The sequence below is a fragment of the Coprococcus sp. AF102-57 genome (assembly GCF_027686195.1).
In the GTDB taxonomy this organism is placed as follows: Bacteria; Bacillota; Clostridia; order Lachnospirales; family Lachnospiraceae; genus Allocoprococcus; species Allocoprococcus comes.
Genome location: NZ_JAQCSY010000012.1, coordinates 91,079 through 103,525, shown reverse-complemented (window position 1 = coordinate 103,525; position 12,447 = coordinate 91,079). Strand labels below are relative to the sequence as shown.

The 12,447-nt window shown below is 42.6% G+C and carries 15 protein-coding genes; 2 read left to right on the top strand and 13 right to left on the bottom strand.

Features of this window, described 5'->3' with window-relative positions; all coding sequences use genetic code 11:
- Positions 1 to 171: 171 nt before the first annotated feature.
- From PGZ10_RS09565 to PGZ10_RS09520, 10 genes are all read right to left on the bottom strand, one after another.
- Positions 172 to 846: a uracil-DNA glycosylase gene (locus PGZ10_RS09565; RefSeq protein WP_117834952.1), complete on the bottom strand. Its 675-nt coding sequence runs from the start codon at positions 844 to 846 to the stop codon at positions 172 to 174.
- Between the two features lie 16 nt (positions 847 to 862).
- The gene (hisF, locus tag PGZ10_RS09560; protein WP_008372815.1) at positions 863 to 1,627 is read right to left on the bottom strand and encodes an imidazole glycerol phosphate synthase subunit HisF; all 765 of its coding nucleotides are present in this window, start codon (positions 1,625 to 1,627) and stop codon (positions 863 to 865) included.
- 11 nt (positions 1,628 to 1,638) lie between these two features.
- Positions 1,639 to 2,244, bottom strand: a complete 606-nt coding sequence (gene hisH, locus PGZ10_RS09555; RefSeq protein ID WP_055249198.1) for an imidazole glycerol phosphate synthase subunit HisH — start codon at positions 2,242 to 2,244, stop codon at positions 1,639 to 1,641.
- Positions 2,245 to 2,387: 143 nt separating this feature from the next.
- Positions 2,388 to 3,848, bottom strand: coding sequence for a sensor histidine kinase (locus PGZ10_RS09550; protein ID WP_270541242.1), 1,461 nt, complete (start codon positions 3,846 to 3,848; stop codon positions 2,388 to 2,390).
- The gene (locus PGZ10_RS09545; RefSeq protein WP_022220129.1) at positions 3,845 to 4,525 is read right to left on the bottom strand and encodes a response regulator transcription factor; all 681 of its coding nucleotides are present in this window, start codon (positions 4,523 to 4,525) and stop codon (positions 3,845 to 3,847) included. Before PGZ10_RS09545 ends, PGZ10_RS09550 begins: the two co-directional genes overlap by 4 nt.
- Positions 4,526 to 4,637: 112 nt before the next feature.
- On the bottom strand, positions 4,638 to 5,201 hold the full coding sequence (locus PGZ10_RS09540) for a manganese efflux pump MntP (protein ID WP_270541241.1): 564 nt from the start codon (positions 5,199 to 5,201) through the stop codon (positions 4,638 to 4,640).
- 441 nt (positions 5,202 to 5,642) lie between these two features.
- Positions 5,643 to 7,325, bottom strand: coding sequence for a phospho-sugar mutase (locus tag PGZ10_RS09535; RefSeq protein WP_270541240.1), 1,683 nt, complete (start codon positions 7,323 to 7,325; stop codon positions 5,643 to 5,645).
- A gap of 131 nt (positions 7,326 to 7,456) precedes the next feature.
- A complete protein-coding gene (locus PGZ10_RS09530) occupies positions 7,457 to 7,945 on the bottom strand; it encodes an NADAR family protein (protein WP_195509570.1) in 489 nt (162 codons plus the stop codon).
- 38 nt (positions 7,946 to 7,983) lie between these two features.
- Complete coding sequence (locus tag PGZ10_RS09525; protein WP_270541239.1) at positions 7,984 to 8,550, bottom strand: chromate transporter; 567 nt, start codon at positions 8,548 to 8,550, stop codon at positions 7,984 to 7,986.
- The gene (locus PGZ10_RS09520; protein WP_117557700.1) at positions 8,547 to 9,113 is read right to left on the bottom strand and encodes a chromate transporter; all 567 of its coding nucleotides are present in this window, start codon (positions 9,111 to 9,113) and stop codon (positions 8,547 to 8,549) included. Before PGZ10_RS09520 ends, PGZ10_RS09525 begins: the two co-directional genes overlap by 4 nt.
- Positions 9,114 to 9,283: 170 nt before the next feature.
- On the opposite strand from PGZ10_RS09520, the gene PGZ10_RS09515 reads away from it, so the two are divergent.
- A complete protein-coding gene (locus PGZ10_RS09515) occupies positions 9,284 to 9,925 on the top strand; it encodes a GDSL-type esterase/lipase family protein (RefSeq protein WP_270541238.1) in 642 nt (213 codons plus the stop codon).
- A 41-nt stretch (positions 9,926 to 9,966) separates the two neighbouring features.
- On the opposite strand, the gene PGZ10_RS09510 is transcribed toward PGZ10_RS09515, so the two are convergent.
- Both PGZ10_RS09510 and PGZ10_RS09505 read right to left on the bottom strand, forming a co-directional pair.
- Entirely contained in the window at positions 9,967 to 10,302 is a 336-nt protein-coding gene (locus tag PGZ10_RS09510; protein ID WP_270541236.1) for a hypothetical protein, read from the bottom strand.
- 13 nt (positions 10,303 to 10,315) lie between these two features.
- Positions 10,316 to 10,723, bottom strand: a complete 408-nt coding sequence (locus PGZ10_RS09505) for a helix-turn-helix domain-containing protein (RefSeq protein ID WP_008372798.1) — start codon at positions 10,721 to 10,723, stop codon at positions 10,316 to 10,318.
- 213 nt (positions 10,724 to 10,936) lie between these two features.
- Between PGZ10_RS09505 and PGZ10_RS09500 the strand changes: the two genes are divergently transcribed.
- Positions 10,937 to 11,641: a 3'-5' exonuclease gene (locus tag PGZ10_RS09500; RefSeq protein WP_270541234.1), complete on the top strand. Its 705-nt coding sequence runs from the start codon at positions 10,937 to 10,939 to the stop codon at positions 11,639 to 11,641.
- A 182-nt stretch (positions 11,642 to 11,823) separates the two neighbouring features.
- Here PGZ10_RS09500 and PGZ10_RS09495 read toward each other — a convergent pair whose 3' ends face one another.
- Complete coding sequence (locus PGZ10_RS09495) at positions 11,824 to 12,165, bottom strand: VOC family protein (protein WP_270541232.1); 342 nt, start codon at positions 12,163 to 12,165, stop codon at positions 11,824 to 11,826.
- Positions 12,166 to 12,447: the final 282 nt, after the last annotated feature.

The window sequence follows — 12,447 nt, the reverse complement described above, 5'->3', positions numbered from 1 at the left end:
GGGCTTTTGACCCTGGCATCATGACATTGTACTGTGAACAGTAACAAAAAGAATGTGCATCTCCGACACGTAGTGCCTTTTGTTTCATAGGAAGTTCCTATGAAATAAAAAAGGAAAAACAGACTGCAAATAAATCTTCACAGTCTGCCCGAAATCTCTATTTTTTATTCTTTACAGTTCATCAATCTGCCAGTCGATCGGCTCTACACCATGCGCCTCAAGGAATTTGTTGGTCTGGCTGAACGGTTTGCTTCCGAAAAATCCACGATACGCAGAAAGTGGACTCGGATGTGGTGCTTCCAGGATCAGATGGTTCGGATTGGTCAGCATTCTCTTTTTCATCTGTGCCGGTCTTCCCCACAGGATAAATACGATCGGCCTGTCCTGGGTATTGAGTACACGGATTGCTGCATCTGTAAATTCTTCCCAGCCAATTCCACGATGTGAATTAGCCTGATGCGCTCTTACCGTAAGAACCGTGTTGAGAAGAAGTACTCCCTGCTTCGCCCATTTCACCAGATTGCCGTGGCTTGGGATCGTACATCCCAGATCATCATGCAGTTCCTGATAAATATTCACCAGTGACGGTGGAATATCAACCCCTGGTTTCACAGAAAAGCTTAACCCCTCTGCCTGTCCATCTCCATGATATGGATCCTGACCAAGGATCACAACCTTGACATCCTTAAGCGGTGTCAGATGAAATGCATTGAAAATGTCATCTGCCGGAGGATATATCCGGTGTGTCCGGTATTCCTGATTCACTGTCTCAAATAGTTTCTTATAGTATGGCTTGGAAAATTCACCTTTCAGTGCATCCAGCCAGTCATTGTTAATTGCTGCCATATTCCCCACCTTTTCTCTACAGACGTACCGATACGCCTTTTTCTCTCAAATATTCTTTTACTTCTCTGATCTCCAGCTCTTTATAGTGGAACAGGGATGCCGCAAGTGCCGCGTCTGCCTTCCCCTCTTCACCGAGTGCTTCGTAGAAATGCTCCAGATTACCTGCTCCTCCAGATGCGATTACTGGAATTGATACATTTTCCGCAATCGTCCTTGTCAGCTCCAGATCGTATCCGGCCTTCGTGCCGTCACAGTCCATACTGGTCAAAAGAATCTCTCCTGCGCCAAGTGCTTCTACTTTTTTCGCCCACTCAACTGCATCAATCCCCATATCAATGCGTCCGCCATTTTTATAGATATTCCACCCACTGCCGTCTTCTCTTCTTTTCGCATCAATCGCGACAACCACGCACTGGCTTCCAAACTTCTCCGCTGCTTCCCGGATCAGTTCCGGTCGGTTGATTGCAGAAGAATTGATGGAAATCTTGTCTGCACCTTCCCGGAGCAATGCCTTAAAATCGTCAACGGTCCGGATTCCACCACCTACCGTAAATGGAATAAACACACACTCAGCAACTTTACGCACCATGTCAACCACCGTGCTTCTGTCGTCCGAAGATGCCGTGATATCCAGAAATACCAGTTCATCCGCACCTGCCTTATCATAAGCCTTCGCAATCTCAACCGGATCTCCTGCATCTTTGAGATCCACAAAATTCACACCTTTTACAACCCGTCCGTTCTTCACATCAAGACACGGGATAATTCTCTTTGTAAACACTGTCTGCCCTCCTACAATTCTACAAAATTTTTCAGTATCTGAAGTCCTGTATCACTGCTCTTTTCCGGATGGAACTGGCAGGCAAATACATTTCCCTGTTCAACCGAAGCATGAATGTGCGTGCTGTACTCGGTTGTCGCTTTTACAATACTTTCATCTGTTGCTTTCAAATAGTAGGAATGAACAAAATATACATACGGCTCTTCAGGTAAATCTTTAAACAATCTGCCGTCATTCTGAAGCTTCAGAGAGTTCCATCCCATATGCGGGATCTTAAGTCCCGGACAGTCCGGAATTCTAAGAATCTCTCCTTTTAGAATACCAAGCCCCTCCACACCTGGCGTCTCGTCACTTCTTTCAAACAAAAGCTGAAGCCCAAGACAGATTCCAAGAAGCGGGATTTGTCTCTTTGCTACTTCACGAAGCACTTCATCCAATCCATATTTTTTCAGATTGTACATGGCATCGCCAAATGCACCGACTCCCGGAAGGATCACTTTATCGGCAGAAAGTATCTCTTCTCTGTCTCTTGTGATAACCGCATCCTCACCAAGATATTTTAACGCTTTTTCTACACTTTTAATGTTTCCTGCATCATAATCAATAATCGCTATCATCCGCATATCCTCACGATTTTTATATTCTTGTAGTTATTCAAAAGAACTTTTTCCGCTCATGTCACAATCTTCTTCCCTGTGTCAATCAGTAATAAGCTCTTTTATAATGTACCACGTTACAGTGCGAATTGCAAGATTCGCGTTTATTTCATGTCCAGTTCAAACCAGAACTCAACACCATTGGTATGATTGATCGCACCGTATCCTTTTCCAAAGGAGTCCATGATCGCCTTCACAATGGAAAGCCCGATACCATTTCCACCGTATTCTCTGGTCCTTGCCTTATCGACCTTATAGAATTTCTCCCAGATATGTGGCAGATCTTCCTCCGGAATCGGCGTTCCGGTATTGAATACGGTAATTTTTGCCATATCATTTTCCTGGGTGATCTTGATCTCGATCACCTTCTCACCATCGACATGGTTCAGTGCATTGTTGACATAGTTCCGGACAACCTGCTCAACCTTAAACTCATCTGCCCAGACATAAACAGGGTTCTTGTGGCGGAAAATCACTTGTGCTTCTTTCTGCTCAATCAGAATATCCAGACTCTGCAGGACACCCGAAATCAATGAAGTAATATCGAACCGATCAAACTGTACATCATCCTCACCAAATTCCAGCTGGTTCAGGGCAAGTAGATTCTTCACCATCCGGTTCATCTTTCCTGCCTCGTCCATAATGACTTCACAGTAGAATTCCCGGCTCTCCGGATCATCATTGACTCCTTCTTTCAGGCCTTCTGCATATCCCTGGATCAGGGCAATCGGCGTCTTCAGTTCATGGGAAACATTCCCCAGGAATTCGCTTCGCATATTTTCTCGTTTTTCTTTCTGCTCAATGTCTTTCTGCAATTTATAGTTGGCTTCTTTCAGATTGGAAATCGTCTGCTCAAGTCTTTCTGACATCCGGTTAAAGTTCTCCCCCAGTACACCGATTTCGTTGCTTCCACCGCTAGTATATTTTGCCTCAAAATCCAGATCGGCCATCTTCTGTGAAAGTGTTGCGAGCTCCATGATCGGCTCCGTGATCCTTTTTGAGAAATACCACGCAAGCAATACACTCACAAGAATCACACATCCGCCGACAACTCCGATAAATCTGTTAAAAATCATGACTGCCGAACGAATACTCTCCAGCGGGCTTCGCATGATAAAGATATCACCATTGTCAAAGTTTCCCCACATGGTCAGGTACTCTGTATTATTTTGCGGATCAACCGACTTGCAGATATCATAACTGTCCGTTTTTTCCAGAACCTCCTGATGATTCTTATCGTACAGATATCCGAAAAGCTGTACGACCATCATCTGTTTTTCTCTTACATTAGTATAAACCACATTGTATTCTGAATCGATGACTGCAATGGAAATATTATTTTTCTCTGTAAATCTTCCCAGGTCTTTTTCCGGTGTCTCAGAATCGATTGTCCCGTTCTCCACACCTTCCTGCACCATTGTATAGGCCTTTATAAATTCTGATTTCTTATTGGAAATATAATATTTCTCCAGAAAGCTTCCGTTGACGATCATAAATACAACGATCATAAACAGAATCAGACCTACAAAAACAGTCATCATCTGTCTTTTTATTGAATATTTCATGACTGTACCTCGAATTTATACCCCATCCCCCAGATAGTCTTGATATAATCTCCTTTATCACCAAGTTTACTTCTCAGCTTCTTTACATGGGTATCAATGGTTCTGGCATCCCCGAAATAATCGTAATTCCATACATTGTTAAGAATCTTCTCTCTCGATAAAGCGATCCCCTGATTCTCCACAAAATATGTCAGAAGTTCAAACTCTTTGTAACTGAGTTCGATCGGTTTTCCATCGATCTTCACCATATGTGCTGCTTTATCAATCTCGATCCCGTCCGCATGAAGCAGATCATCCGAAGCAAGCGCATTGGTTCTGCGCAGAATCGCAGTAACTCTTGCAACCAGGATCTTCGGGCTGAACGGTTTGGAAATGTACTCATCCACACCGAGTTCAAACCCCTGAAGCTCGTCCCTCTCTTCACTTCTTGCGGTCAGCATAATGATCGGAACCTTTGATTCTTTACGGATCTCACGGCAGGTCTGCCAGCCATCCATATGCGGCATCATGACATCCAGGATGATCAGTGCAATATCTTTTTCCTCATAAAAAATGTCCATTGCTTCCATACCGTCTCCGGCTTCGAGTACCGCATATCCTTCTCTTTCCAGGAAATCGCGCACCAATTTGCGCATACGGCTTTCATCATCTACTACAAGAATTTTCAGTTTATCCATAACTCTCACGGGCTCCTTTTATCACTTTATTTCTAATTATACACCAGAATAGCAGATAATTGTGTTCTTTATGTGAAAGAAGAACAACAGGATCGTAGTTTCGTATTTATTTTTATCCTAAAAAGCCAAGATGATCTAACAAAATCTTCAGACCAAGCAGAATAAGGATGACCCCACCGACAATTTCGGCTTTGTTCTTATATCGGGCTCCAAAGACGTTACCAATCTTTACTCCGGCAAAGGAAATGATGAAGGTCACGATTCCGATAAAACAGACCGCCGGAATAATACTTACCTTAAGAAATGCAAAGGTAATTCCTATAGCGAGTGCATCAATGCTGGTTGCTACTGCGAGAAGGAACATGGTCTTCACATCCAGGCTTGCATCGGCTTCCTCTTCGTCATTGTCCAATGCTTCGTGAACCATATTTCCACCAATCAGCGCAAGTAATACAAATGCGATCCAGTGATCTATAGAAGCAATGGCTTCCTGGAACTGCGCTCCTAAAATATAACCAATTGCCGGCATCAATGCCTGAAATCCGCCAAACCATAAGCCAACAATAGCCGCCTTTTTGAAAGTGCACTTCGGCATAGCAAGTCCTTTACAGACAGAAACTGCAAATGCATCCATGGACAGCCCTACTGCAATCAAAAACAATTCAATTAAACCCATAATTTTTCTCCTTTTTAAAGCTAATCATCTTATCCAATGTGAAAATAATTGTCTGCGGCAATGCTTTGCCTGCACTTGGCTCATCGTATATAATCGAGCAGGCTGACTCCTACTCGATTTGTATACTTTGTACACCATCTCGCTTACGCGCTTGATGATGTACATTCGCCAAATGCAGATACTTGTGCAAGCACAAATCTGCACTTGGCTCATCGTATGCACAAAAAAAGACTTATTCGTAGCATAAAATACTACGAATAAGTCTCATTATTTAAAGCTATGCCAGACAGCCATTGCTGTCAGTATGTTGACAAAGCTACGTCATCGCGCCAACTACTCCCTTATCGATAAAAATTATTATATCGGTCAGGTTCTTTTCTGTCAAGCCTGATTCTCTCCAAATTCAGATCAGACTCATTCTCCAAAATCAGCTTTTGACTGCTACGCCATGATCGGCTTTAATGCTTCTGCGAATTTGTCTTTCTTTGCCTGTGCTTCTTCCAGATCTTTTCCAAGTGTTGTGTAGTAGATCTTGATCTTCGGCTCTGTTCCTGAAGGACGAACAATAACAGTCTCGCCATCTTCCAGTTTGTAGATCAGTACATTCGCAGAAGGAAGTCCGGTTTCTTCCGGTTTGGTGTAATCTGTAACAGATGCAACCTTGATGCCGGCTACTTCTGTGAGCGGATTCTTACGAAGGTTTTCCATGATACTTGCCATCTTGTCCATTCCGCTAAGTCCCGGGAATTCAAAGCTGTCTACTTTGTTCAGATAACGTCCGTACTGCGCGTAGATTTCTTCCAGTCTCTGCTTCAGTGAGCTTCCGATGCTTCTGTAGTAAGCTGCCATTTCACAGATCAGCATAGATCCGATAACAGCATCTTTATCACGTACATACGGTCCTGCAAGGTATCCGTAGCTCTCTTCAAATCCGAAGATGAAACGATCTACTTCTCCGGCCTCTTCAAGCTGTGCGATCTGGTCACCGATCCACTTGAATCCGGTAAGTACGCTTCTGAGTTCCACACCGTAATGCTCTGCAACTGCATCTGCAAGCGGAGTAGATACGATTGATTTTACAGCAACTGCTTTCTCAGGCATGGTTCCTTTTTCAATACGTCCTGCGCAGATGTAATCGAGAAGCAGAACACCGACTTCGTTACCACTTACCAGTTCGTAAGAACCATCCGGACACTTCATTGCAATACCTACACGGTCTGCATCCGGGTCTGTTGCAAGCATCAGATCTGCATCTGTCTCTTTTGCAAGGTTAAGTCCAAGCTCCAGAGCTGCAAAAATTTCCGGGTTCGGATAACTGCAGGTCGTGAAGTATCCGTTCGGATATTCCTGTTCCTGAACGATTGTGATATCTGTGATTCCGATGTCTTTTAATACCTGTGTTACCGGAACAAGTCCTGAACCATTGAGCGGGCTGTATACCAGCTTCAGTCCTGCTGTCTTGCAAAGTCCCGGTCTTACCTGACGTGATTCGATTGCTTCATAAAGCGCCTTCTTGCAGTCATCTCCTACAAAGCGGATCAGTCCTTTTTCTACACCTTCTGCGAAGGATATGTATTTTGCACCTGTGAGGACATCTGTCTTCTGGATCTCAGCATATACGATTGCTGCTGCATCATCTGTCATCTGGCATCCATCCGGTCCATATGCTTTGTAACCATTGTATTTTGCCGGGTTGTGGGATGCAGTTACCATAACTCCTGCATTACAGTTATAATAACGTGTCGCAAATGAAAGTGCCGGTACCGGCATCAGCGCGTCATAAATTCTGACATTGATTCCGTTTGCTGCCAGAACACCTGCTGCTGTCTTTGCAAATACATCACTCTTCAGACGGCTGTCGTAGCTGATCGCTACAGTCTGTGTGCCACCCTGTGTCTTAACCCAGTTCGCCAGTCCCTGTGTTGCCTGACGTACTACATAAATATTCATACGATTCGTTCCTGCTCCGAGAACTCCACGAAGTCCGGCTGTTCCAAACTTCAGAGCTACAGCGAAACGATCTTTTATCTCTTCGTCATTTCCTTCAATTCTCGCTAATTCCGGACTCAGATCGGCATCTTCCATATCTGCTTCCAGCCAACGTTTGTACTCTTCCTGATACATCTTGACCACTCCCTACTTTAATTTGTTCTTATTTTTGTACATTTTGACAAAAATATACTTTAAATATACCATATCTTTGACTAACCCGCAATGATTTGGGTAAGAAAAGTCCGTTAAAACACTCTTCATTTTCATCTTCCTCCATAACTAAATTGTTCTCTCACCATCATCAAAGCATATCCAAGTAAGTTCTGACCTTTCCACTTATCCAGATCAAATCTGTTCTCGTCTTTCATGGATAACCCAATTCCCCATATCTGATCTTTTACCGCACATTCTGCAAGTACCGCATCTTCTGTAGCACTCAGTTTCTCTTTCAATTCTTCATTTTGAGAAAATTTTGCCTTAAGTCCTTCGTAAACAATAATCTGTCTTACTCCATTCCAAACATTTTCATTGTATCCACGAACTTCCCGTCCTAATTTTTTAATTTTTGCCACATCATCTGTACCCAATATTTTATATGCTGTCTCGACATCCTGAAAACAAAGTGCTTTCCGATACATCATGAATTGTTCCATTGATGAAAATTTAATTCCATTCACTTCAAACTCTGATAAATACCAATTTCCTAAATATCCATTTTCTTCATCTGGATTATGAAAACAAATAATCTCCATCACTGTTCACCCAACCTTTCACTACAATCATACCAGATTTACATCTTCCAAACCATCTCCACGCCAACTTTCATCACCCCGGCCAGCACCATCACCCAGATTGGATTCATCTTCACCTTCCTGAGCAAGATCACACATACCACAAATATTCCAACCATCAACCAACTGGTATCAGATATCACCATTTTCCCGGAAACTCCCCAGAATGCTGTCTGCAAAATGGAAATTCCCGCCGATCCGATCAGTGCGACCACCGCCGGTCTGATCCCTCCAAGTATTCCCTGCAGCATGTCCATTTCCCGGTATTTTAAGTACAATTTTGCAATGATCGTCACGATAATGCAAGATGGTGTGATATATCCAAGTGTAGCCACAACCGCTCCCGGCATTCCGGTCAGTTTCATCCCAACAAAGGTTGCTGCATTGATCGCAATCGGTCCCGGAGTCATCTGGGAAATGGTGATCAGATCCGTAAATTCCGTCATGCTGAGCCAGTGATGCACATTTACGACCTGCCCCTGGATCAGTGGAAGTGCCGCATATCCACCTCCAAAGCTGAACAAGCTGATCTGAAAAAAGCTTAAAAATAATTGTATATAGATCATACTCTTTTCCTCCGTCTGTTCCAGATTGTCCGGATTACACCAAAAGCTCCACTTGCAATCACAATATAAATCACATTGATTCCCAATACACAGGCTGCTATAAAGGCTGCAATCATAACAATCGTTGCCACATTATCTTTCTTTTTTATAATTCCACATCCCATTTCATAAGTGACCGAGGCAATCACAGCTCCGACACCTGCCTGCATCCCTTCCAGCATCTGACTCACCAGATAATTATCCCGAAATGCATGATAAAAAGCAGAGATCAAAGAAATGATCACAAACGGTGGAATAATCGTTCCAATAATTGCAACCAGTGTTCCTGCAAGGCCGGCAAGCTTATACCCAACCACGATTGCCCCATTTACCGCAATCGGTCCCGGTGCTGACTGCGCGATTGCCACCAGATCCAGCATTTCATTTTCTTCAATCCAATGATAATCATCCACAAACTTTTTCTTCATCAGCGTAACGATCACATAACCGCCGCCAAATGTAAATGCACTTAGATATAATGTAGATAGAAAAAGTTTAACCAACACTTCTCTTTTATTCTTCATAATTTTTATCCTCCACCCATTAGTATATCTTTGCTTTATACAGATGTAAATTAAAATCCAGGTAAATTTCGAAACCTTTCCAATACGATTTTACCTCTTGACTTTTCCAACAATCTCATTTATCATATATAACATATCAATTTAGTAGGTTTATAAAGGAGTGACACAGAATGAACATCTTATGCTTTGGCGACTCAAACACATATGGCTACAAACCGGACGGAACCGGCAGATTTGACACCGACACCCGATGGACCTGTCTGCTTCAGAAGAAGCTGGGTGCTAACCACCGTGTGATCGAAGAAGGTCTTTGTGGAAGAACCACTGTATTTCAGGATGATCTTCGTGAGGGACGCCTTGGACTTGATCTGATCGGTGTCACGATGGAAATGCATAACCCTATCGATCTCCTTATCGTTATGCTCGGAACCAACGACTGCAAAACAAGATACAATGCGTCCGCAGGAACCATTGCCAAAGGATTGGCTCAAGTCATCCAAAAAGCCCGAAAAAACGCTTCCCAGCCTTTTAATCTCCTCGTCATTTCACCGATTCATCTGGGTGAAGGTGTTGGCAATCCTGGCTTTGATCCGGAATTTGATGAAAAATCCGTAGAAGTTTCAAAAAAGCTTGCTGAAGAATATCACAAAGTGGCACTTCTGCATCATGCAGCATTTCTGGATGCCTCCGCATTTGCATCTCCAAGCACCACAGATCGCGAGCATCTGGATGCAGCCGGTCACGCTGCACTTGCTGATGCAATCTATGAAAAAGTTATCGATATGCAAAAAGAACTGGAAAAAGCGGTATAGATTTTTAACGTCTATACCGCTCTTCGTATTCGTATTCTTCATTAAATATAAATCCGCATGATATTGATCACAAATCCAATCGCCCCAAGTGTCATAAACACAAGCGCAGCTCCTGCTGCCTTTTTTCTTGTTTCAATCTTTTCCTGATCTTCGATGCTCATATTCTGGACCGGATATTTTCTTCTACCGATCAGATAAAGAATCAGTCCACTTGAATTATTTCCATTCATCGCCCAAAATCCCCAGAATTTCGGGTGCTTTAAGCCTCTTGCTTTTGCATCTGATACCGTCATCTGATAAATCTGCCATGCGGTGCAGCTTGCTCCTACCAACGCAATCGCTCCGCTTGCTACTGCTGCTATTTGATTCCATCCCATAATAATCTGCCTCCTAAATCCGTTTGATAATCTGATAAAGCAATGCCGATGAACTCATGATTACCACACAAAATACAATTACCAGATAATAGGTTCCTTCCGGCAACAGCATGTTCAGCGCAATCAACAGTATCATCAGTATAATATTTAAAAGAATTGCTCCAGTCAGTTTTTTGTTGCTTTTTACAACATTTGTACTCTCTTCCAGATGTTCTGCCATCTTCTGATCTCCTTTCAACAGTTCATCAAGACTTACGGAATATAGATCACTAAGTGCAATGACACTGATAATATCTGGATACGATTTTTCATTTTCCCAATTGGAAATAGTCTGGCGGGAAACATCGATTTTCTCTGCAGCCTTCTCCTGGGTAAGCCCGGCTTCTATCCGTGCATTTTTTAGTTTCTTCCCTATTTCCATAATTCCTGTTTCTTCCTTTCACGGACATCATTCCATATAGAACACCAAAAGTCTATCAAACATCTTTTACAAATGGCATTTTTGCCTGTCAAAATTCTTTTACACCGGCAAATATACCTGTATCTTACCATCCAGAGAGATTTGTATCAAGAAAACTATGGCACTTTCTCCTTGCATCTGTTAAAATAGGATTTCAGAAACGGAGGTTTTGAAATGCTAAAATCCTATGTCTGTTTTGACCTGGAAACAACCGGGCTTGACCCACTATATAATGAAATTATTGAAATCGGAGCATTGAAAGTCCGTGACGGAAAGGTTGCCGAACGTTTTATGGAATTCATTCATCCACAGGAAGAGATTTCCCCGATGATCACGAATCTCACCGGCATTACGAATGAAATGGTTGCAAATGCCAGACCTGCCGATGCTGTGATCAGTGATTTTCTTAAATTCTGTGAAGATGATGTCCTGATCGGCCACAATGTAGGCTTTGATTACAGCTTCATGAAATCAGGTGCTTCCAATTTAGGACTTACTTTTGAAAAATTTGGAATCGACACATTTAAGATTGCCCAGCGCACCTTAAAATCACTTCCCTCCAAAAGTCTCTCCAGTCTGTGTGAATACTACCAGATTGAAAATAAAGCTGCGCACCGCGCCTACTATGATGCACTTGCCACAGCCAAGCTGTATCAGACACTGGCACACTATTTTGAAAATGAGGATCCTTCTCTTTTCAAGCCACAGCAACTTACATATAAAATAAAAAAAGTGCAGCCTGCTACAGCAAAACAGGTTGCACTTTTGCAGAGACTGTGCAGCCAGAAGAAAAAAGTACCGGAATGGAATCCGGATACGATCACGCGCAGTGAAGCATCTCGGCTGATTGATTCTTTGCTGAAATCCAAAGTAATTTAAAAGCATCGTCTGCAGATTCCCGTTATCTCAGAAACTAAAAAGATAGAGTCCGTCTTGAAAAATTTTTCTTCTCATAAACGTACTCTATCTTTTTTCTTATCCCAGATACGCGATTGCCTCTTCTCTTGTTCCGGAAACGCGTCTTGCATCCTCTGGTATCAGAAACTTCCAACTTCCAAATTCTATTTATTTACCTTCCAGTTTTCCAGAAGTTTTAATTCTATTTTCGTTCCATTCGGCAATGAGAACCAGTGGTCGTTGATTGCTTTTACCGGATAAGCCTTGATCTTTTCCATCGTTTCTTCCACGGAATCCACCGCGATTGAAATGTGGTCGTAGCCATTTTCTCCCTCTGTGTTAATTTCTTCCATTTCGCAGAGCTGGATTCCTTCTTCGTACCAGCATTTTCTTCCCGGTTTTTCACCGCTCTCTCTCCACATATGCATTTCAAATACATCTTCAAAAAATTTCTGTGCATTCTCGTAAGATGCCGTTCTGATTGCTGCATGATCTATCTTTGCCATATTCTATATCCTCCTATTTTCGAAGTTTATGTTCTATTTTAGGATAATTCATTTTGTGAGAGCGTGCAAGAAAAACAATGACATGAGGAGATAGATAAAAGTTATTGACAAATACGGTTGTGACACCCGTCTTCATACAACTGGCACTCAAACTTATTTGTTGCAGAGATGTGATGTGTGGGAGCCATTAGCTATCATATATGTAAAAGTTTCAAGACATTGGACAATGTAAACATACCGTTTTTCCATGCAAAAAGAAGTCCCACACAAGGACTCCTTCGT

What these genes read in the sequence shown, in the direction of transcription:
- PGZ10_RS09565 (WP_117834952.1), bottom strand. Translation starts at nt 846, where the DNA reads ATGGCAGCAATTAACAATGACTGGCTGGATGCACTGAAAGGTGAATTT.
- hisH (WP_055249198.1), bottom strand. Translation starts at nt 2,244, where the DNA reads ATGATAGCGATTATTGATTATGATGCAGGAAACATTAAAAGTGTAGAA.
- PGZ10_RS09550 (WP_270541242.1), bottom strand. Translation starts at nt 3,848, where the DNA reads ATGAAATATTCAATAAAAAGACAGATGATGACTGTTTTTGTAGGTCTG.
- PGZ10_RS09545 (WP_022220129.1), bottom strand. Translation starts at nt 4,525, where the DNA reads ATGGATAAACTGAAAATTCTTGTAGTAGATGATGAAAGCCGTATGCGC.
- PGZ10_RS09540 (WP_270541241.1), bottom strand. Translation starts at nt 5,201, where the DNA reads ATGGGTTTAATTGAATTGTTTTTGATTGCAGTAGGGCTGTCCATGGAT.
- PGZ10_RS09535 (WP_270541240.1), bottom strand. Translation starts at nt 7,325, where the DNA reads ATGTATCAGGAAGAGTACAAACGTTGGCTGGAAGCAGATATGGAAGAT.
- PGZ10_RS09530 (WP_195509570.1), bottom strand. Translation starts at nt 7,945, where the DNA reads ATGGAGATTATTTGTTTTCATAATCCAGATGAAGAAAATGGATATTTA.
- PGZ10_RS09525 (WP_270541239.1), bottom strand. Translation starts at nt 8,550, where the DNA reads ATGATCTATATACAATTATTTTTAAGCTTTTTTCAGATCAGCTTGTTC.
- PGZ10_RS09520 (WP_117557700.1), bottom strand. Translation starts at nt 9,113, where the DNA reads ATGAAGAATAAAAGAGAAGTGTTGGTTAAACTTTTTCTATCTACATTA.
- PGZ10_RS09515 (WP_270541238.1), top strand. Translation starts at nt 9,284, where the DNA reads ATGAACATCTTATGCTTTGGCGACTCAAACACATATGGCTACAAACCG.
- PGZ10_RS09510 (WP_270541236.1), bottom strand. Translation starts at nt 10,302, where the DNA reads ATGGGATGGAATCAAATAGCAGCAGTAGCAAGCGGAGCGATTGCGTTG.
- PGZ10_RS09505 (WP_008372798.1), bottom strand. Translation starts at nt 10,723, where the DNA reads ATGGAAATAGGGAAGAAACTAAAAAATGCACGGATAGAAGCCGGGCTT.
- PGZ10_RS09500 (WP_270541234.1), top strand. Translation starts at nt 10,937, where the DNA reads ATGCTAAAATCCTATGTCTGTTTTGACCTGGAAACAACCGGGCTTGAC.
- PGZ10_RS09495 (WP_270541232.1), bottom strand. Translation starts at nt 12,165, where the DNA reads ATGGCAAAGATAGATCATGCAGCAATCAGAACGGCATCTTACGAGAAT.